At 37.7% G+C, this 22594-nt stretch carries 16 protein-coding genes; 4 read left to right on the plus strand and 12 right to left on the minus strand.

Annotation, left to right across the window (positions count from 1 at the left end):
* Position 1 precedes the first annotated feature (1 nt).
* Together KIM67_RS01395 and KIM67_RS01400 are read right to left on the minus strand one after the other, a co-directional pair.
* A complete protein-coding gene (locus tag KIM67_RS01395) occupies positions 2-1252 on the minus strand; it encodes a type II toxin-antitoxin system HipA family toxin (RefSeq protein WP_213829584.1) in 1251 nt (416 codons plus the stop codon).
* Positions 1253-1257: 5 nt separating this feature from the next.
* Positions 1258-1545 (minus strand): helix-turn-helix domain-containing protein, encoded by a 288-nt coding sequence (locus KIM67_RS01400; RefSeq protein WP_085767690.1) that lies wholly within the window; start codon positions 1543-1545, stop codon positions 1258-1260.
* A gap of 57 nt (positions 1546-1602) precedes the next feature.
* Here KIM67_RS01400 and KIM67_RS01405 point away from each other — a divergent pair, with 57 nt between their 5' ends.
* Positions 1603-2595, plus strand: a complete 993-nt coding sequence (locus KIM67_RS01405) for a hypothetical protein (protein ID WP_213829585.1) — start codon at positions 1603-1605, stop codon at positions 2593-2595.
* 1 nt (position 2596) lies between these two features.
* Entirely contained in the window at positions 2597-3076 is a 480-nt protein-coding gene (locus tag KIM67_RS01410; RefSeq protein ID WP_213829586.1) for a hypothetical protein, read from the plus strand.
* On the opposite strand, the gene KIM67_RS01415 is transcribed toward KIM67_RS01410, so the two are convergent.
* From KIM67_RS01415 to KIM67_RS01440, 6 genes are all read right to left on the minus strand, one after another.
* On the minus strand, positions 3069-4649 hold the full coding sequence (locus tag KIM67_RS01415; RefSeq protein ID WP_213829587.1) for a type IV secretory system conjugative DNA transfer family protein: 1581 nt from the start codon (positions 4647-4649) through the stop codon (positions 3069-3071). The two genes, KIM67_RS01410 and KIM67_RS01415, sit on opposite strands and share 8 nt — an antisense overlap.
* 5 nt (positions 4650-4654) lie before the next feature.
* A complete protein-coding gene (gene mobB, locus KIM67_RS01420) occupies positions 4655-5686 on the minus strand; it encodes a MobB family relaxase (protein ID WP_213829588.1) in 1032 nt (343 codons plus the stop codon).
* Positions 5687-5697: 11 nt separating this feature from the next.
* Positions 5698-6078 (minus strand): BfmA/BtgA family mobilization protein, encoded by a 381-nt coding sequence (locus tag KIM67_RS01425; RefSeq protein ID WP_213829589.1) that lies wholly within the window; start codon positions 6076-6078, stop codon positions 5698-5700.
* 432 nt (positions 6079-6510) lie between these two features.
* Positions 6511-6708, minus strand: coding sequence for a hypothetical protein (locus KIM67_RS01430; RefSeq protein WP_213829590.1), 198 nt, complete (start codon positions 6706-6708; stop codon positions 6511-6513).
* 11 nt (positions 6709-6719) lie between these two features.
* Positions 6720-7169 (minus strand): JAB domain-containing protein, encoded by a 450-nt coding sequence (locus tag KIM67_RS01435; protein ID WP_213829591.1) that lies wholly within the window; start codon positions 7167-7169, stop codon positions 6720-6722.
* Positions 7170-7244: 75 nt separating this feature from the next.
* On the minus strand, positions 7245-7589 hold the full coding sequence (locus KIM67_RS01440; RefSeq protein ID WP_213829592.1) for a single-stranded DNA-binding protein: 345 nt from the start codon (positions 7587-7589) through the stop codon (positions 7245-7247).
* A 752-nt stretch (positions 7590-8341) separates the two neighbouring features.
* On the opposite strand from KIM67_RS01440, the gene KIM67_RS01445 reads away from it, so the two are divergent.
* Entirely contained in the window at positions 8342-8545 is a 204-nt protein-coding gene (locus KIM67_RS01445) for a hypothetical protein (RefSeq protein WP_213829593.1), read from the plus strand.
* Between the two features lie 308 nt (positions 8546-8853).
* Positions 8854-10029 carry a glycoside hydrolase family 5 protein gene (locus tag KIM67_RS01450; RefSeq protein WP_213829594.1) on the plus strand — a complete coding sequence of 392 codons (1176 nt, stop codon included), beginning with the start codon at positions 8854-8856 and terminating at the stop codon, positions 10027-10029.
* Between the two features lie 44 nt (positions 10030-10073).
* On the opposite strand, the gene KIM67_RS01455 is transcribed toward KIM67_RS01450, so the two are convergent.
* The 4 genes from KIM67_RS01455 to KIM67_RS01470 form a co-directional block, all read right to left on the minus strand.
* Positions 10074-13397 (minus strand): FG-GAP-like repeat-containing protein, encoded by a 3324-nt coding sequence (locus KIM67_RS01455; RefSeq protein WP_213829595.1) that lies wholly within the window; start codon positions 13395-13397, stop codon positions 10074-10076.
* A 118-nt stretch (positions 13398-13515) separates the two neighbouring features.
* Entirely contained in the window at positions 13516-15060 is a 1545-nt protein-coding gene (locus KIM67_RS01460; RefSeq protein WP_213829596.1) for a RagB/SusD family nutrient uptake outer membrane protein, read from the minus strand.
* 19 nt (positions 15061-15079) lie between these two features.
* Positions 15080-18139 (minus strand): SusC/RagA family TonB-linked outer membrane protein, encoded by a 3060-nt coding sequence (locus KIM67_RS01465; protein WP_213829597.1) that lies wholly within the window; start codon positions 18137-18139, stop codon positions 15080-15082.
* A gap of 243 nt (positions 18140-18382) precedes the next feature.
* Positions 18383-22495, minus strand: a complete 4113-nt coding sequence (locus KIM67_RS01470; RefSeq protein WP_213829598.1) for a hybrid sensor histidine kinase/response regulator transcription factor — start codon at positions 22493-22495, stop codon at positions 18383-18385.
* Positions 22496-22594: the final 99 nt, after the last annotated feature.

Raw genomic sequence — 22594 nt, forward strand, 5'->3', positions numbered from 1 at the left:
GTTACCATCTAAAAGCCCCTTCCATCAATTCTATTTCGGCATTTTTTATTCCTATACCTTTTGCCACATCTTTCCAGTTCTTAACAACGGAAAGCACTTCATCCAAAATAGTTTCCATTTCGCTTTCGCTTAAACGAAAATACTCGCCAACACTTTTAGCCAAATCAAAGTTTAAAGTATTATCATCCATATCTATATTTAGTGAAAGTCCATCTTTTTCTATGGATGGATTCAAATCATAGGCTGGCGATAAAATCCAACCTTTATCGGTTAGTATAAATCCGTGATTTCGCAAATGGTCATCGGTGTTTGAAATAGCAATATTGAAAACGATGCGTCGCCAAAGCTGATGCAAATTGGCTTCTACATCTGCACCATAATTTTCTATAAACTCTACAATTTCAAGATAACTTGGTGCAGATTCCTTTATGATATCTTCCGTATTTCCTGTCATCGTCATAGCGGATGCAAAGTGAATGCGCTTTCCATTGTCTCTATCAAACCGTCTTGTTAGGAATGTGTGATACTGACCGCTAATCTTCTCTATTTTAGAATCTACCATTTCTATACCCGCAGCAGTAGCTAATTGATAGGCTAAAAACTCCCAAGCAGCTTTGTCAACCGTATCTGTTTTTGACGGAAATTTGGCAATCCATAGATTTCCTTGGGTATCAAAAATGTTAGCTTTTGGTCGGGCACCACCTAATGAAGAACCTGGCGCAATCAGTACTGCAATCCATTTTCGTATATCATCATTTTGTTCGTCACTTTCTAACTGTTTGACGGCTTCTTGCAAATCGCCCAATGATGACCAAGGTGGTGTTGGCGTTCTATCATCATTATCTAAAAAAGGACCTTCTAAATCTGTTTTGAAGCGCAACGCACCCATTCTACTTTCATCAAAAACCCCAAGTAAATAATCTATTTCATAGAGTGTACGGGCCTTTTCATTATTTGCTCTAGCATCTTGGGCAGCCCTACGTTTCATTAAAGTCTTTCCCCAAGTGTCTGGCATACTATCTAAAAAGATTCCGAAATTCTCTTTGTTGGTTGGATATTGCGGACCAGAATAAAAATCAATGTCCGGGTCTAACAATCGTTGTGCATCGGTTTTTAACCAATCTTTATCATACTCAAAACTGAATGCTTTTTTTCCCTTGGCAAAATGTGCCGATAAAGTTCCTATTAGTGTTGGTTCTTTAAGACCTACCCAATCAGCAAAAACATATATGTCAAATTTTCCTGTTGCCATCTTTCTTATAATAAATCAAGGTCTTGAAGTTTTCTGCCAAATTCATCATCAACTGCTAGCTTTTTAAAATCATCTTCCAAGTTGAGAACTCTGAAAACATTAAAATAAGAACCTATGGCAACCGCTGGGTCGCCTTTTTCTATTCTATACAATGTAGTCCGATTAATACCCGCACGTTCGGAAACCTGCTCAGCCGTGAGCTTTCTTCGCTTTCGTGCTAGCTTTATATTCTCGCCCAATTGCTCAAATACTTTCTGATATTTTGGTAACAGAACTGTTTTCTTAGAATTCATTTTGTTGCATATTTACCACAAATTTACTATTTTTGTTGATAATATGCAACATTAATAATGATATCCAGAAAAGAACTAAACGAATTGTATAGAAATCCGGCTAAGCCAAAGGATTACGACCAAATTGTACAGGCTCTCTGCAACAAGGTTTTCAACAATGAGGAAATTTCTCTAGCCGAAGAACAATTTGTCGGGGGAATCATTGAGCAATTAAGAGATAAGAATAATCAACGTACTTTTAAAATTGAAGATTATGAGAATTGCGTAAACTATCATTTTAGAAGTAGATACATAAGGTATGTTAATGACCTCAATGGACATAAAGAGGTAATGGACTATGATGGTCCCATATCTACTGTACGGAAAAAAAAGGATGTGGCATTTCTTCAGAAAACCTATGAAGAATGGAAAGTATATCTTAAAGATAAAACAAATGGTTTTCGGCTTATAAATTATGTTGCGCAAGAAACCAATTATCAACTAAAACAACTCGATAAGTTTGCAGACAAACTAAAAATTGGTGCCAACTACAAAGAGTATTTGCAAAAGACCTTAGTACTTCACGGTAAATACATTTATCTTTTAGTAGCCGAATTCTACCAAGAACTGGGAAAGGATGAGGAAATCATTGACCTTAACGGCAATAGGGTTTTGATAGATGGATTTACCTATGTCCATACAATGTTCAGACACTTCTCTTCTCACATTAAACAGCATCAAATGCAAAAATCTTATCATTTTGACAGCAACATCGGTTTTAAAGAGATACCCTATTTTTTGACAGATGCAATCCGTTCATATACGATATTACCTGAGAGTAGTTCATTCGACCAAAGAAGAATTTATTTTAGCTACAACTCGAACCCCTACGCAATTTGGTTCAGACCTTTCAAAAAGGATTTAAAAGGTGGAAAAAGAGAGGAATACTTGAGAGCGCAAACCTTTTATCCCATAGAGAATCACCAAGAGCTCTCTAAATTATCTGATATGGTACTCTTAAAGGGCAATAGCACCTTTTCTTTTTATCACAAAACAGATTCTAAAAAATGATATGACAAAACCATTTATACGTTCTATAATCCGGAAATCATTGATGGAACTTTATTCAAAAGATGCATTGTTAATGGATTCCGCCTATGATATCAACGAAAGAACGGTGACTCATCGGCTCGCAATTTATTTAGAATCTTACTTTCAGAAATATGGATATATAGTGGATGTAGAATATAACAGGATGAGAGGCGATACTGTCGGAGATGCTGTTGGAAATTTGATGGGTAAACGGCTTAATTGGGAAGAAAATGAACAGGGCTCAAGTTATGTTTATCCTGATATTATCGTACACATAAGAGATACTGACGACAACTTGTTGCTCATTGAGGTTAAAATGTCCTGGAAAAATGTGAAAAAAAGTGATGACCTTCTCAAAATAACCGAATACATAAAAGAAATCGGCTATCAATATGGTGTTTATATTGAACTATCTCCAGATATTGAAAATAGTCAAATCCTATTCGGACCATTTAATTAAATATCGACCGCACATCATCATAAACCCTTTCAAAATTGGTTGTCAATTCAGCTTGTGAAAACTGCTTTGTTTCTTCTGGCAACTGTCTTTTAATATTAGCTAATTTAAACTGCACTTTCTTATCCCGCCCGTCAGCATAGGTAATAAATTCGCCTTGTTTCAACCTGAAGAAAACATCGGCTCTTATCTTTGGGATTTCCTTTTCTCCCGTAGTAATGCGCGTATCAAAATCTAGATTATGACCACGACTTATACTCTTGGTCGGGTCTTTTATTATTTCAAAAAAACGTTCGTAGTATTTAGCAGTATCTGGGTCATTTACCTTACCAAAAAACTGATAGGATAGATTGCTCAATATGGCTTTACTTGCCTTATCTCCATACATCATATCGTTCTGAATTTTGTCCTGCATCACGTAAATAGTAGCGATGTCGTAACTACGCAACGTTGCAGGAATTCGATGCATATTCAATAATCGGATGGTAGGCGCTTCTTCCATCAACAAAAATGAAGGTTTTGAATTTCGCACACTCATTTGCTTGGTAATCGTGTGAATAATAGTTGCGATTACAGGCGAGTAAGAGGTCTCAAATTTTGGGTTGTTCACTACGGAAATGATTGCAGGATTATTTTCGCTATTAATATTCAGTGGTACTTCGTCTCCGGACAATGCCATAAAAATGCGTTGTGTGCTAATTCGCTTTAGCGCATTGGCCAGAGTACTTTTTACACCAGCGGTCTGCCTATCTGAATCCTTGCCACTAATAAAAGCATCAGCCATTGCTCTCGATGTTGTATTTGTTTCTAAAAATTGGATAAGACTATCCGTGTCCAATAATTGATAAATAGCTATTAAATGAGGTAGGGTGCAATATTTAGGATAGTCAGTTTTTAGTTTCCAAATCAAACCACCAATCAAACCTTCAGCAGCATCGTTGAAGAATTTTGTCGTGCCAGTTGTTCCGCTTTCTCTTTGCTCTAAAAGGTTTTCAATTAACACCCGTGACACCTCATTTACGCTTTCCTCGTTCTCTAAATAGCGTGGTGCAATAGGATTTACCCGATGGATAATTTTATCAAAGGAAATAACCTTAAACGGAATATCGCTATCCTTGAAAAGTGGATATGCCATTTCAGTAAGCTCGAAATCTTTGTAATCGTGGATGATACCACAAAAACCTTCCTTTCGAAAGTGTTTCAAGAATCCATATGCAACGCTTTCGGTTTTACCACTTCCCGCAGAACCTATGATAGATGCGCCACGTTTAATATTGTCTAATTTAAAATTGCCTTTGGTGGTAGCGAAGTTGACCTGATATTTACCTTCGCCATTTATCGGCTCGTCCGTTTTATGAAGAAACACATACATTCCTATGTTAATTAATATGAGAGGGCAAACCAAATACAGGGCAATAATAGTCAATGCGTTTTCCTCTTTTAAATAAAAGACCATTGCACCAAGCACGAGAATATTGATGATAAAGGCATACCGACTTACCTGAAAAACCGCATAGAAAACGATACTGGTCAGTCCAATAATTGAAAGTGTCGTTATGAGATTATCTACCTGCATACACGTTAAATTCCAATGGAACTTGATTTAATTGCTATTTCAGCGCCACGTCTTAATCTTTTGAAAACACGTAGCGCAATTTGCGCCTGACTTACTGGAATACCTGGCACAACAGGCAATCCTGATTTGCTTATGATTTTGAATGCCAATGCCTTCTCGTTGGCTGGCAGTTTCATCAAGGCAGAAAAGTAAAGATTTGGGTTCTTGACAAATGTTTTTTTCGCCTTGTAGGTCTCTGCATAGTTTCGCTTATATCCAAAAGTTTTATCAAAGGTTTGTTCCGCTTTCGCGAAAAACGCATCACGGTCAAAACCTCGTTTTACAGTTTTACCGTGCATTTCAACTTCTGAAGCTTTGTGTTTGCTACCAGGTGAAAGACTTACAGAATTAGAAGCATCCTTTCGGCTCACGATGATATGGATGTGGCTTTGCTCACCGTCCTTTTTCATTCCTTGGACTATCCGTTTTCCATTTTGTTGGTGCGGTGCTTGTTTTTCGAGTTTAGCAATTTCCTTTTTCATCCTCTTAATATTTCCCTCAGCTCGTCCTTCTTGGATATTTCGAATTTCCGTTTTGAGCTGAAGTATTTTCGTTGCATACGGTTGGTTTTCTTTAATCTGAAAATCTGTTCCTTTAAAAGTTCTCAGATGTTCGATTTTCGCAAAGTATTTTACATCATCAACCGTAATGGGTCGTCCGTTAATTTCCCGATTAAAGGATGCCACATAATCCTTCATCAACTCACGAGTGTACGCCTTTAAATCTTGGCTGTTATTTTGCAATTTTCTTAATTCATATTTTGAAGGACTGACTGTAATCGAATAAAACTTGGGTTCTTTCTTTTTCAGTTTTGCGGTGTTACCGCCAATTTCCTTGACCACTTCTTCAGCGGAAATCTCGTCGCTATATTGATTAAAAAAATGTTCCATATCCTGTTGTTCCAAACCTTCATTTTCTTTCTCTAAATAGCCTACAAAATCCGCTGAACTTTGTGAGTAATTGTTGCCCAATTTTTGAGGTGTGATTGTGATATACATAGCTCAAATATTTAGAGCTGATTGCTTGGGTTTTGCTTTTCGCGAAAGCGTACTTCCTTTTTTTCTTCGGCATATTTCTTTTCTACAATCAGCGGTTTCTTGGTTGGTTCTTCTGTTTTAAAAAGGGATTGAATCATCGCTACCGTAGGTTTTGTTTGTGTCTTTTCTACGTCTCTCATTATGGCAATAACTGCATTTATTCTTTTTAAGAGTTTTGCTTCAATGGTTCGCCCTGTCGGACCTAATTTTTCTTTTGGCGATATTTCGTTGTAGAAGAAGAAATCGAGCATTGTAGTCATCGCTTCGGTGTGCGATTTGAAGTAAGTGCGTGAGAATGTTTGGAAACGTTTTGCAGTTTCCTTTTTAAATCTAATTCCAATAAATGAGTCCATATTTCGCCTATTTGTCGCAAAATCTTCCCTAAAAATGGGCGTTTACAGCCCGTTTGTCGCAAATAGCTGATAGTTAGGAAATTAAAATATATTCAAATCACTGGAAATCAGCTATTTGAAAACGAAAAGGAATCCGAAACATCGCGCAGCGTGTTACCCTCTTGCTATTCCTTTTCGTCCCGCTCGCGGGACAAAAATCCATACAATCCGACTAAAAAGTCGATTGCCATTTTTAGGAAAAATGATTCTCCGATATGTGATTTATTTGATGTGTAAGGGTATCGGCGAAAGTCAAAAATTGGATAACCCTACTTTAATTTGTATGCTGAATTTCAGCATTGTAAATATACATTTTTTTTCTTGAATAGGATTTGAATTGTATGCAAAAACACCTCTAAAAATATAGAGGTGCGTCAATCAAGGTTTCAAATTTTAAGGATTGAAAACATAGGTATACGAATATAAGTTTCGCATCGCTTCTTCTTCAATCATAGTTTCAAAACAGGTGTGATTTTTATTTACGTATTTGCGAATACTATCGCCAAATTTTCGTTTCACATCTTCTTTGGAATTTTCCAATAATCGGTTTTGAGTCTCTTCGCTCAGGTCTGTAAAATTGAGATATACCATAGCTGTTCGTTTTACAAAATTCCATTATCAGAAAAACTATAGTAATCTCCATCGGGTGCAAATATTAAATGGTCTAACAGTCTGATGTCAAAAACAGATGCAGCTTTCTTAATTCTATTTGTCAATTTTATGTCTGCCTCACTTGGCTCTAACTTGCCACTCGGGTGATTATGTGCTAATATCAATCCTACGGAAAGTGATTTTAAAACAGTGGCAAAAAGGATGCGCATATCAACCAATGTTCCCACAATTCCACCTTGCGAAATTTGGCAAATACCTTTTACTTTATTGCTGTTATTCAAGAGTACAATTTTAAATGTCTCTTGTAATTGCATTGTGCTTTTATCCCAATGTTCAAATAGGACTTCTGCAGCTTGAGACGAGGTAGATACTTTTACCCAATTTTTAGATTTGATACCACCGTGGTAACTTATTTTTATTTCATTAACTTGTGTTTTCATTGTGTATATAATTAAGTGTGAATAATGAAAAAGAGGGCGCATCTTTCGACGGTTACGCCCTCTTTCGTTTTAGGTTTAGTTATCGCCTTTACTTCCGAGTAAAAGGATTTCATCTGCTACAACTTCCGTTACATAGCGTTGGTTACCATCATCAGTTGTGTAGGTTCTTGTTTTAAGTTTCCCAGTTACACCAACTTCCTTACCCTTAACAACATACTTTTCTACGATTTCAGCAGTCTTGCCCCAGGCTACAACTGTATGCCAATTCGTATCTGTTTGTTTTTCGCCTTTGCTATCTTTGTAATACTCATTTGTAGCGATTGAAAAACGGGCTACTTTCTTTCCGCTTTCAAGGTTCGTAATTGTTGGTTCTTGTCCAATGTTTCCAATTAACTGTACGTGATTTTTAATAGTACTCATAATAAAATATTTAAGTGATTTATAATTTCCCCTATTGATTTAAAACAGATTAAATTTTAAGGGGTGTTTGTTCTTTTCTTTCGTGCACCGCACAATGGATAGAGTGGGTTTTGTCAAGACTTTTAGGGTAAAATCAGGTGTGTTTGCGACGTAGTAAAATGCTCGCATTTTCAAGGAAGTAGAAACCTTATTTTTTACTAAAACTTGTATAGTCTTGACAAGTTCCATAAGGGCATTAGCAATTCTTTTAAACGCAGTTGCGTTTGAGCGTACCGATAGTTAAGCGAAATAAGTAGCTGTGGTTAAATTAGAATTGGTTATGTCGTTCCTGTTTTTCGACGACCCGAAAAACAATAAAGGCTTTATACATTATAAACCCCTTAAAATGTGTAAGACAGCGGTTTGGTTTTTAAGGATTTTCGAGGAAGCACTCAAGAAGGGCTTACCGCAAATTCTGTTAAGAAAACCGAAGTGATGGCTTTCCGATGAAAGGCGGACTTAATTCACAATTTTTGCTAGGGAATGTAGTGTTCCTTCCCAGAGCATCGGGAAGGGTTAACGGAATGGAAAGCTGAAATTGGGGATTGTGTCCAAGAATTATGTAGTGAAGCTCCTTTCTCGGAATGAAGCTTTTCGCGAAATGTAGGGGAATGTGCTGAGTGGGATAACAAAGACAGAACGCCTTCTGTTAAAAAGGTTGATATGATAATTGTACCAATCAGTTTATTTTTATCAATATTAAATACTATTAATTGAAAAGAATTACTACTTTTGCATCAGACGAAAACAAGTTGAGCTATCAATCATTGAAAATAGGTCACAAATCGTCAACATTAATGAAGATATTTGGCAGAAGTGCCACGTCGATTGGGCTCGCTGAGCAAGGTTCGAGTCCCGTCCAGACCGCCAGTAAAATCAAGGCCTCCGAGAGTTCGGGGGCTTTTTCAATTTGTTAACTTCCCTTAATATTTCCACTTTAAACTAGAATTCAATTGTTATTGAATCAATCTTGGGACAAGTTTTACGAAATTTATGATTCGCTTTTGAAAGAAACTTGGCTAGCGAATCCATATTTAGAAGCAGTTATCCTTATGATCAATGCCTATATGAATTTCGCAGGAGGTATTACATATAATGAAATTATGGGACGGTACTTCAAAATCATTAGTCCCCTAATGCTACATTTCTTGTAACTTTTACATCATTACTATTATTTACTGAAAACAGCTTTGGCTAAATTTGATAGTAAAAATTGATGATTAAGATGAAAAATTTCACGTTAGCATTTGTTGTTTTATTTCATATCATTTCTTGCGGTTCAGAATCTGGGAGCATAACTATTGTACCAAGAGAAGAGGGTGTCCAGGAGCAACCAGTAAACGAAAACCCTAGTGAAGAAAGTGGTGCTGCCAGTGAATTTGATGATGGAGTAATGCGAAACCTTTCATCTGTTGAAATTGTTGCCGAAATGAAGACAGGATGGAATTTAGGAAATAGCCTAGACGCCGAAGGCCCAGATGAAACCTTTTGGGGTAATCCCGCAACAACACAAGCTATGATAGATGAAGTGTCCAACCGAGGGTTCAATACATTGAGAGTACCTGTTACCTGGCGTTTTCATCAGGGAGATGCCCCCAGTTATACCATAGAGGAAAGTTGGTTTGATAGGGTTGAAGAAGTGGTTAATTATGGAAGAGCCAATAACATGTATGTCATCATCAACGTACATCATGACGATCCTTGGATTATACCTACTTATGAAAAAGGTGATGAAGTAAAGGACAGGCTTTCCAAACTATGGACACAAATTGCGAATAGATTCAAAAACTATAGCGACTACTTAATTTTTGAAACGCTAAACGAACCCCGCTTTGAAAACTCCCCAGAAGAATGGACGGGCGGAACTCTCGAAGGAAGGGATATGGTCAACCAATATCACCAAGTGAGTTTAGATGCTATTCGGGCCACTGGAGGAAACAACAGTTTAAGGCAAATCATGATTTCTACCTATGCCGCCAGTACATTATCTCTTGCCATGGACGCCCTGATCGTTCCAAATGATGACCAAAGAACAATAATCTCCCTACATTCCTATTTTCCGTTCCCTTTCACATTAGAGGGAACCGACAGCACTTGGGGCACGGATGAGGACAAAGCACAGCTCGGGGCTGAAATGGATCGGATAAAGGCTAAATTTACTGACAATGGAAAAGCTGTGGTATTAGGGGAATGGGCCTCTGGCAACCAAAGTAACTTGGATGACCGTATTGCCCATGCAACATTTTATGCCCAAGCCGCTGCGGAAAGAGGCTTTTCAAGTGTTTGGTGGGATAACGGAAATAGCAATGTTTCCAATGATGGGCTCGCTATTTTCAATAGACAGAACCTGACTTGGCCCTTTGGTGAAATTGCCGATATTATTGTGGAAGCCAATAAATAAGATACAGTTAGTCTAATTTCAACATTACTTTACAATAATGTGTCTCAAAATTTCATTTGAATTTTAACAGTAATGAATTTTAAAAAATCATTGTTTTGGGCCACCAATATGTAGGGCTTCCCCTGTATAGTAATCGTAGCTAAATCTTTTACGTCGCCATCCATAAAAAGTCCGGTTTCTTGTGGAGTTTTTGTTTCAAATGTTTTGTTGTTCAATCCTTTTAAGAACATTCCGTGGCCAGCATCAGCTCTAGGGGTTTCTACTTCGGATGCAAATAAATTGCCCCCCATAACAATATCCTTTACACCATCTAAATCAAAATCCGCAATTAATATTTGGTTTGTTGGAGCTATTTGAGCTCTTAGCGGTAAATTATTTCTCTTAAACTTTCCATCTTCATTAATAAAAATGGCACTTTTAAAGGACGATACTTGGTAATGAATGCTGCTTTCCAGCTTTTTTTCCCCATATACATCTACCAAAGTAGCTTTGGAAAAGGCATCATAATTTTCAAACTTCTTTTTCATCGATGGCATCTGTTGTGAAGTACATTCCCTCCCCCTTACCGGGTATTGCTCCCCATCATTATAATAACTCAAAACAATATCATTGGTTCTGTTTCCATCAAAATCATTTAAGAAAACATCGAAAGTTGCATTTTCAGAAGCTTTATATTTATAATTTTCACCAAGATTTCCGGCAACAAGATCTATATCACCATCATTGTCAATGTCACTTGCCTTTAGACCGAACCACCAGCCCATAGTATCGTCCAGACCTAACGCTTTGGTCATTTCTTTAAAACCTTGTCCCTCTTCGTTCCTAAAAATTCGCAACTTCATCCATTCTCCCGTAATCGCCAAGTCTTTCCATCCATCATTATCATAATCCAGCCATTGCGCAGCTGTTACCAACCCCATCTGATTGAAATCCGGTGCAATTTTACGGGTTGCATTGATAAATGTAGGAGTACCTGGTTTGCTTATATTTTCTAAGATATAACTCGTAGCAGGATAAGGATAGTTTCCGGGAATCAATCTTCCGCCCACAAATAGATCTTGGTCACCGTCTTTATCAAAATCACAGGCATAGACTCTACTGCCACTCTCAAATAGCTGTGGTAGTGCATTTGTATCTTTTACAAAATTTCCTTTCCCTTGATTGATGTAAAGTCTATCCTGAAGCATCGGAGAGCCTGGCTTGAACTCATTACCCCCGCTAACAATGTAAAGATCATTGTCCCCATCGCCGTCAGCATCGAAAATTAGTGCACCAATATCTTCGTACATCCTATCTTGTAGAAGAATCTCCAATTTTTGTTGTTCAAAAGAACCGTTCACTTTTTGGAAAAACAAGCCTCCCGGATATTTTGTAGCAGCACCAATATAAAAGTCATCCAAGCCATCACCATTTAAATCGCCAACAGCTAAACCAGGTCCAAATCTCGACGTCTTGTGTGGTAAGAGAATTTCATTCTTAAAATCATCATAGTTATTTTCTTTATGCTTGTAAAGCGCTAAGGTGTCCGAATAGCTATCAAATAGTTTGGCAGCAACATTGTTTTTTTTAATTTCATTTTTAGCCAGTTCCAAATCCAATACCAAATTGGCATTAACCTCAACATTGGTCAGTTTCTGTATTTTTTGATTGGGCCATATCACAATAAGGCTATCTATTAGCTCATCTTTACCCAAGCCAAAATGAAGTTTTGGTGCTATGGAGGACTGAAAACCCCTGCTCAATGTAACTTCCTGAACTTGATGAATTTTGTTATGAAATACATGCACTTTGGCACCTATACCGTATCTATTTTTTGAATTCCCCTTAAAAGCTAAAGTAATATGGTTGTTGATGTCCGAGCTATGGTTTTCGAATACAGATACTGCTTTATCTATATTATTGGTAACCAGTTCTAGATCTCCATCATTATCCAAATCCACATAAACGGCACCATTTGAAAAGCCTTTATCCTCTATGCCCCATGTTTTATTGCTTCTTGAAAAAGTAAGGTCTCCATTATTTTTAAAAATATAATTATCAATAGGTTCAGATGGAATACGAAGACTTTTGACCAACAAACTGTCTTTATGCTTCTTTTCTCCTTTAAGGCTTTCAAAATAGTCCTTATTGTTTATTTCCCTTCGAGTTCCATTGGAAACGAAAAGATCTTTAAAGCCATCATTATCAAAATCTGCCAATAAAGGAGCCCAACTCCAGTCTGTTGATGAAACACCCGCCAAGCGGGAGATATCCTTGAGTTTTGGAATGCCGTTATGACTGAATCCCGTATTCATCTGTAACGCATTCTGCATAAATTGATACTGGAATCCCACGCGTTCAATATTCTCAAAGAGTTCGGGGTTCATACTGGCCATATTGGCCTTGGACCTGCGGTTTGAAGCAGCATCCATATCCATTTGGATGATATCAAAATACCCATCATTGTTGAAGTCGGCGATATCTACGCCCATTCCGTAAAATGCTGTATGCACGGTTGCATTCTTGATCTCATTTTTGAATGTACCGTCTTTTTGGTTGATGTACATGCAATCCGGAGTACCAAAATCATTGGATACATAAAGATCTGTCCAACCATCGTCGTTTAAATCGGATGCCGTAACGCTCAAAGAAAGACTGTATAGTTTTACTCCAGAAGATTCCGTGATTTTTGTAAAATGTCCGCTATCGTTCCTGTACAGGTTATCTGTTTCTAAATCGGTTACCCTATCCATTCGCATCTTGTAGTGATGACTATTGTATTCAAATGGTGTTATAGGATAATTGGCAACGAATACATCCAAGTCACCATCATTGTCAAAATCAAAAAAAGTGGCATCTACACTATTTCCTCCATCATCTAGACCAAACTCAGCAGCCTTTTCTACAAAAGTATTGTCGCCTTGATTGATGAAGAGCTGGTTCTTTTTAGTACCGGATTGACCAGCTACCAAACAATAGATATCCAAGAGCCCATCTCCATTTACATCGGCCATGGTAGTTCCGGTATACCATCTATTATCGCCCTCTAAACCAGATTCTGAAGTAATATCCGTAAACGTTAAATCTCCGTTGTTTAGGTAGAGTTTGTTCTCGACCATGTTTCCTGAAAAAAAGAGGTCCATAAAGCCATCGTTATTGATATCTCCGGCAGACACCCCTCCTCCCATATATAAATAGGGATAGGTAAAGTAGTTTAATGTATCTGTCTCTACTAGTGTATTTTCAAAAGCTATTCCCGTAGTTTTAGCCGAAAGCTTGGTAAAAATGATATTATCCTCGTTTATATTTTCGTCTTTTTCGATATCATTGGTCTTATCCGCACAGCTGAAGCATACCAATACACCCACTACTATTAAAGCCCGTAACATACTTCCTTTTGTTTTAAACGTCTTACAATTAAACTATTTCCTAAAAGTACCGATAAAGTAAATGAGCGAAAATTAAATCTCCGCTCATTCGAATTAACTAAACTAACTCAATACAATCTTAATACCCGGGATTTTGATCACCTGGTCCAATGGCAGTGTTGCTATCAATTTCGTTCTGCGGTATTGGCATGACCCTGTGTACATTGGGATCATAATTCCGAACAACTCGTAACGAGGGGTCTGGATTATTAAAGTTGGCATCGGGGAAAATGGAAAGTTCTTGGTCATCCAAATTCCATCGTACCAAATCATCAAAACGTTGTTGTTCCCCACAAAGTTCCACAAATCGTTCATGGACAATGGCGTTAAAGACCTGTTCCGAGGTATTCACCGGAAATCCCCGTGCATCCATTACGGCAGTTCCATACTCTGGCATCCCTGCACGATTTCTTATCTGATTTAGAAAATCTACTGCTGCTTCATTATTACCCAAGTTCAATTCAACTTCGGCCTGCATCAAGATAACATCTGCATAACGAAGTATTCTAACATTTATACCACTATTTTCGGATACGGCCACTTCATCATATAATTGTGAAAATTTATACCAGACCGGTGCCCCAACAGAACCTGACTGACCAGGAAAAGCAAGGTTGTTAGCTGGACCATAAAGGCTATCCGTGAATAAAATGGCAACACTTTGCCTAGGATCATCCTCCTCAAATTCGGCAATGACTTTTTCGGAAGGTCGCGCATTCCCCCATCCTGTGTAATCTTGCGAACGGAAAGTTACTTCGGAAGTACCTATACCAGTTTGTGCCCAACGTTCCTGTTCCGTTCCCACTTCGCCATTATATCCTATTTCAAACATGGACTCATCATTATGCTCTCCAGATTCGCTGAAGTTATCACGATAATCTTCCAAGGGCAGTAAGGTGTGATTTGCAACATTGCTAAAAGCTTCTTTCGCCTCAGAAAACATTTCCCGATGCAGGTAAACTTTACCCAACAGCGCATAAGCCGCTTCCCTGGTAACCCTTCCTACCTCTGTCGATCCCTTGGGAAGTGTCAATTGCGCTGAAAGTTTTAAATCTGCTATCATTTGACCATAAATTTCATCAGCAGTGGCTCTTGGTGTATCTTCCAATTGAGTTTCCAAATCAATTTTAAGAGGAACGCCCCCAAAACGTTTTACCAGATGATAGTAATAGAGTCCTCTCAGAAAGTAGGCTTGACCCAAGGCATTATCAACGTCAGCATCCGTAAAATCACTCGTAACAGCATTCGTTCGCATCCGTTCCTCATTTCCAATTACAAAATTACAGGCCCCTACACCATTAAAACATGCCGTCCAAAACAATGCAATATTAGGGATGGTTGGGTTTAACTCAAATCTATTAAAGGGAGCAAAATTTGCATCTCCACTGGAAACCACCTCATCTGATATTGCATCTGGCAAAACATATCCATCACGTTGATATAAAATCTGAAATTGATTATAACTTGAGTTTACCGCAGCTTCGATTTGACTTAATGATTCAAAGAAAATCTCAGGATTCAATGCATTTGTGTTTTCCACAGGTACATTATCATCACAGGACAAGAAGAACAGCGTAAAGAGTAGCACAGTGCTCTTTATATAATAATTACCGATTCTTTTCATGTTAACAATTTTTATTTATTTAAAATTCTATTTGAACTCCGCTCAAGACCGTAACGGGTCGGGGTTGGGCACTTCTATCAATGCCCAGGCCATCAACCAAACCTTGCGCATTGTAAAAAGGAGCTATTTCGGGATCTAATCCTGTGTAGTTTGTAAATGTCAGAAGGTTCTGTCCTTGTACATAAAACCGTAATTTTTTAATAATACCGTTGCCTGACTTATTTATCAAAGTATTGGGAAATGTATATCCGACAGTAACATTTCTTAGCCTAAGGTATGAAGCGTCCTCTATATATCTTGAAGAAATTTCATTATTGATATTCGTTCCAAATCTAAATCGAGGTATATCTGTAATATCACCGGGGTTTTGCCATCTGCGCAATACCCTGGCTCCATAGTTTAGTCCTGTTTCTAGCCCTTCCAAGTAAAATATATTACTGTTAAAGGCATCCACACCTTGTACTCCATTGAACAAGATATCAAAATCCCAACCATTATATTCTGCCCTAAGATTGATAGCGTAGGTAAAATCTGGATTAGGGTTCCCAATAACGTCCCTGTCCTCCAAATTTATTAGGCCATCTCCGTTGAGATCAAGAAATCTTACATCTCCTGCTTGAACCGGTACCGCAGCATCGTCATTGTTCGGTAGTTCGGCATCCACCTGTTCCTGAGTAGAATAAACTCCATCTGCCACCAGACCAAAAAAGTGAAACGGCGCTTCGTTCACTGCCAACCTGTTCAATGCAGAAGCGAAGGGAGGGTTCAACCTTGCCCTTTCTATTGGTTCTCCAGATACGCCAAGATTTTCTACAATACTTCGATTGGTAGTTAAATTTGCCCAAAAATTCCATTTAAATTTACCCTCATAGTCATTATAGCCCAAAGTAAATTCAAAACCATCTACTTCCACGACACCTACATTTCTAATTACGGTAGAACCCGTTTGGGCGTTCCCTGGAATCCCTGCCGAGGAAGGCAATTCAACCGGAATCAAAAGGTCTTCACTGCGGTTCTTATAATAGTCGGCACCGAACTGAATTTGATCGTTTAAAAAGCCTGCATTTAGACCATAGTTTTGCTTTATCTGTGTTTCCCACCGTAAGTCGGCATTAGCAGCATTATTAGGACTTATACCTGGAGATGTTTCATCTCCTAAAGAAGCCGGGAGATTTAGACCCAGTGTAGGCAAGAATGCGTTTACGGCATTTCCAGTTCTATTATTTCCTGTTTCCCCATAACTTGCTCTAAGTTTTAAACTGTTAATGGCTTTCACATTAAACCATTCTTCATTTGATACGTTCCATCCTAACGCCCCAGAAAAAAACCATTGTGATGCATTTTCCGGTGAAAATCTTGATGACGTATCACGCCTTCCAGAACCACTAACAGAATATCGATTATCAAATTCATATCCTCCAAGAAAAAGAATAGAGTTTAGGTTTTCGGGTACCGAGAACGAAGTAGCCCTTGCATTGGGTGAAAAAGCTTCTGGAATCGCTGAAGACACCTCATTATTGTCAGATATCGAAGTTGACTCCAACTGTATCTGTGTTTGCTCCAAAACAGCTGAAATATTAACGGAATGTTTATCAAAATCCCTATCAAAAACTAACGTATTGGTGAAGATTGTCTGTGATAAAGTTTGTCTTGTTTTATTGATAAAATTAATTGGGTTTGCGAACCTTCCGCCATCTTCTTCAAAAGCTCTTATCTCGGAATCCTGCAATAATAAATTAGCGTTGAGACCAAATTGAGACCTGAATGAAAGTCCTTTAGCTAGTTTGAAGTTTGCAAAAAGACTCCCTATAGCAGAAGAAAATCTTGTCAAGTTGTCCTGGTTATCTTGTATTCTTATTTGATTTCGGGAATCGTTAAGGTCATCTGCGTTAGTCCCTCCAAAAAGACCGCTATCCCCTACCACCGGAACATAGGGAGCTTGCCCTATAATATTTTGCAGGGGATCACGCCCCCCATCCCTCTCAGGAAATACTGTTTCATTATGGGCCAATGAAAGTGTTTGACCAATATCCAACCAATTAGAAATACTGGCATCTGTATTTACGTTGAGTGTAGTACGTGTAAAGCCGGTTTCTACAAATACTCCCTGTTGGTCCAATCGGGAAAAACTTAAATTATATTTTGCTTTTTCACTACCGCCATTTACGTTACCACTTATGTTGTACATAGGTGCTTGGCGAAAATAGGCTTCTTGCCAATCGGTATCCACACCATTACCATCAAATTGAGGGTTATCATTGATTCTCCCGACTGGAAAGTCCGGCCCTCCATTTTGTCCTGCCAAAGCATTGACCTCTCTTAGATATTGAATGTACTGTTCCGTATTAAGAAGGTCGTAGCGTCTATTAAACTCTTGAACACCTGTAGAAGCTTCCAATTTAAACGATGCTTTTCCCACTCGACCTTTCTTGGTCGTTATCAGAATTACACCATTGGTACCCCTTGAACCATAAACCGAAAGGGACGCCGCATCTTTCAAAACATCAATTTTTTCAACACTTGCCAAATCAAGACTGTTGATACTATTGGTAAAAACTCCATCTACTACGAAAAGCGGAGTGCCATCACCAAAAGTATTGACTCCACGTATCTGTATCAAAGTTTGTGATCCTGGCGAGCCTCCATTCGTAATATTTACACCAGCTGCCCTACCTTGCAAGGCTTGACCAATGTCCGTGGTAGGAAACTCACTCAACTCCTCAGCATCAATGACCGATACAGGTGTGTTTCTTTGTGTCCCATAAGTAACGATTACAACCTCATCCAAATTGAACAGGTCCTCAACAAGAGTAACATCCAGCTCTTTTTGGCCTGTATAAGAAATCTCCCTTGTCTTAAATCCAACATATGAAAAGACCAAAACAGCTCCATTATTTACTTTGTCCAGCATGTACTTTCCATCAAAGTCTGTAACCATGCCTACTTGTGTGCCCTTAATAAAAACAGATGCCCCCGGCAAGGGTCCATCACTTGATGTGACTGTTCCGGTAATTAGTTGTCCAATTGCTTGACTGGTAATCATCAAGAAAAGAACGTAACTTAAATTCTTTAGCCTCATTTTTAGAATTAGTTTAGTTTGTTTTTCAGATTAAATTTTAGCATTTCCAAAACGATCTTGGATATCGTTAAAATTTGGTTAAGGCAAGTTATATTTACATCTTGGTCAAGCGAATTCTATTTGATGCAATAAATAGTTCATATGTTGCATTTAAAGAAAACCCGCTATCGGCAACTCCTCTCAGGAAACTAACCGAAGAATTTATAGGCGTTTTTTTTATAAGAAGGAAAAAGGTGTATCAGCTTATTTTCCACTTTTGGGAAGCTTACCATACTGTTTTTTGTAACAAACAGTAAAATAAGAAGCGGATAAAAAACCTACTTTATGGGCGACTTCACTCACATTGAGATTCTTATCGTTTTGAAAAAGTGTTCTAGATCTTTCTAACCGCACTCTTCTAATAAATTCGATAGGAGACAAACCGGTTAGAGCTTTTATTTTTCTGTATACCTGGCTTCGGCTCAAACAAAGATGTGAAGACAGTTTTTCAACATTTAAGGAAGGGTTTTCAATATTTTCCTGAACAAAGCCCACCACACGCTGTATAAAATCATTGTCCAAATCAGCTTCTTTTCTTTCTATGTTGGCAAGAGGCACATTCGCATATTGTTCCAATAGGCGCTCTTTTTTCAAAAGCAGTTGCTCCATTACCACTTTGAGTTCTTTTGTATCAAACGGTTTAACGAGATATGCTTCTGCTCCTGCTTCCATTCCCTTAATTCTGTCCTTGGTAAGCTCTTTAGCTGTAAGCATTACAATTGGAATTTGGTTTAAGCCTGGGTCGTTCTTTACTTTTCTGCTAAATTCTATCCCGTCCATAAGAGGCATGATAACATCGGTAATTATAATGTCTGGACGATGCTCCATAGTTTTAAGCCAACCTTCCTGACCGTCGGACGCCAGAATCAATTCATAATCTTGTTCCATGATTGAGATGAGATAATCTTGGAGGTCTACATTGTCCTCCACTATAAGCAATTTCTTTTTTAATTCTTTTTTGGATAGGATATCTTCAATCTTATAGGTTTCCGGTTTTGACTTCAATTGTAAATCAGTCAAGGCAACTTGTTTATCCTCTTTTATTGAAGCATAGCTGTCACTACTGAAAAATTCTTTGCCAAATGGGAGAAATACTCTAAAAACAGATCCTTTCCCCAATTCACTATTGACTTCCACAACCCCCTTGTGAAGCTCAACAAAACTTTTCACCATTTCCAGACCTACACCGGTACTGCCATAGTATGATTTGTTCAATTCACTTATTTGATAAAATCTTTTGAATATTTTCTTATAATCTTTTTGATCAATTCCTGGACCGTTGTCCTTAATACTTATTTCCACGACCGGTATGGGTGCCTCGCCGACCAAGGGCAACTCTTTTTTCTTCCCAGCAGTTATATTTACTTGTATTCGACCTTCATTGGGAGTGACCTTAAAAGCATTTGATAGTAGATTGAACAAAATTTTATCCAACATTCCGCTATCGGCCCATACCTCCAAATTTATATTCTCGTATTTTAGGTCTAGCCGCATTGCCCGTCTTTTGGACTCTTCATTGAAAAAGCTAAGTATATTTTTTGTTTGTTTTATAAGATTGAAATGGCTGACTTTTAATTGAAGCTTGTTGGATTGCAACTTTCTAAAGTCCATTAGTTCATTGATCAGCCTTGATAGACGCTCTGCATTTTTATGGATGATATTGTGTTTTTGACGTACTGATTTTGAAAAATCAGCTTCGTTCAATTGTATCAACTCTTGGATAGGATTGATTATTAATGTTAGCGGGGTTCGGAACTCGTGCGAAATGTTTGTGAAAAACTGGAGTTTTTGTTGTTGAAGCTCTACCTTTTGTTTTCTGCGTTCGCGTTCAAGCCTAAAGGTATTTCTTTCATTTACTCTTTTTCTGTATAGATACATTATTGAAAATACCAAAAGAGCTAAAAACAAAAGATATAGCAAATACGCCCAAATCGTTTTCCACCATGGTGGTAGTACATCAATTTTCAAAATCACGGATGCATCGTTCCAAATACTATCATTATTGGATGCTTTTAGCTTAAAAGTATAAGTCCCAGGTTCTAGGTTAGTGTAAGTTGCACTTGTTTTTGCACCTACATAATTCCATGTTTCGTCAAAACCTTCCAAAAAATATGCATATTCATTTTTTTCAGGCCTAGTGTAACTTATTGTCCCATAATCAATGGTCAAGACAGTTTGATTGTGCTTCAAAGAAATGGCATTCGTATCACCACTAATGGTTAAAGGACTGTTCTTATCTCTAGGATCAATCATTTTATTAAATAGCTTTACGTCCTTTAAATAAGGCTTCACCAAATAAGGGTTATATACTATGTTCTCTGGATCTATACTATTAATACCTTTTTTGGTCCCTAAATACAGTTGGTTATTATCATCCATGATAATGGCTCGATCAATCAGGAAATTTTCCAGCAATCCATCATAGGTAGTAAATCTTATAACATCATTTGTTTCACGATTTACTTTCAGAACTCCTTGTTTACTACTTAGCCAAAGTTCATTTTTAAACGGTTCGAATATGGCATTTACATAAGTCAAATCACGTCCTTCCAACTCCAACCGCTCAAAATCACGTGCTCCCCGATCGTAAGAAAATAATCCACCACCATTGGTTCCAAACCACACTGTTCCATCTTGGGTTTCAAAGATATCAAGGATACGGTTGGAACTGGGATGTCCGCCAAACTTAGAGGAAATAGCGGTACTGTGCGCAACGGCAACATAGTCATTTTTGTCTTGTTTTTCAATATGGTAAAGCCCAGAAGAGGTACCTATCCAAATGTATCCGTAACTGTCATGAAACAATACTTTAACGTCTTTTTGCACTACTTCTGAATTGGTATAAGAATCTCCATTTGGGGTTTTGACCAGTTCATTTTTTGAATCATAATAATAAACGCCTTCCAAGAAAGAACCGATCCAAACCCTGCCAATATCGTCTTCTGTAAAACATCTGACTTTGTTGGTCCGTAGTACACCAGATGTATTTTCAGCAGTAAGGTTCAGAAAAGTTTTTGTTCCTTTTTTCAACAAAAAAATACCTTCTCCCCAAGTTGCTATCCATACATTTCCATTACTATCAACAAAAACATCCTCAATATAGATTCCTTTTTTCAAGCCCTTGTATTCCGATTCCAATTGTCCGTGAACATTGGTAATATGACCTGTAGTTGTATCTAAAATATCAAGACCGTTAATCTGTGCTATCCAGATTTTACCATCCTCTGTTTTAGCAAATGCCTTTATATCATTGGTTTGAATACTGTTCCCAACATCCTCTTTTTTAATGGATTTAAATTTATTGTAATGTTTATCAAAAAAACCGATACCATTTTCATAATATCCCAACCATAATCTATTTTCGTTGTCCAATAGAATCGACCAAACAGAATCGGAACGAATGCTTTCACCATCTTGGGCATTATACCTGTAGTGTTTTACAACATTTCCGTTCATATCAAGAATAACCAGTCCTTCATTTTCCACGGCCATAAACACATGATCCATTCCACTGGCAACAGCCATAATCGTTCGCTCTACAACATTTAATTTATGGAAAGACGTCCGAGCCTTTTTCAAATCTCCTTTAAATACGCCACTCTTTAAAGTCCCCGCCCATAGGTTTTCTCGCTCATCCAAATGCAATTTTGTCACGTGCAGAGATGAACCATCTTTGATAAGGGCCATATCTTCAATTTGTCCCTTTTGATGATATTTTTCCTGTTTTAATCCTTTATTCGTAGCGATATACAAATTTCCCTTTGTGGAAAACTGTAAATCAAGGATTGCGATTCCAGTGGGCCCATAATTTTTCATGGAACTGTTCGCTACATTCAATTCCTTTATTCCATCATAGGTGCCTATTAAAAACCTATCCTCATATTGGGCAAAGCATAAAACATTGGAGTAATTATTAATTATTTTGCCGTTTTGTTTGTTTTCAAATCTATCGAAGGAATTCTGTTCCTCGTTGTACGTGCATAGTCCTGCATCGGTTCCTATCCATAATTGTCCAGAATTATCAAGGAATAGCGAGTTTATAGAATTGCTGTTGACACTATTTGAATCTACTAAGTCATATCCATAGTAGTCATAGGAAAATCCATTGAACTTGTAAAGTCCGGCTCCATCGGTTCCTATCCAAATAAAACCGTATTGATCCATTGTCATAGCAGTAATAGGGCGTTGAAATATATTTTCTTTGACTGAATCAAACTCCAAGGATTTAAAATCTATTTGGGCATCAATGCTAAACGTGCTTAAAAAAAGGATAAGTAGAATCGTAAGTTTGGATAAATCTATTTTGACGTTTGCCATCTATAGTTGAATTGAGTTCCCAAGAAAAAATATTTAAACCTTAGCAAAGATTAAATTTGTCGCATTTTAAGTTTCAAATGTTGCAAACAGCCTTTAAAA

This window comes from Flagellimonas sp. 389 (assembly GCF_018449435.1).
Taxonomy (GTDB): domain Bacteria; phylum Bacteroidota; class Bacteroidia; order Flavobacteriales; family Flavobacteriaceae; genus Flagellimonas.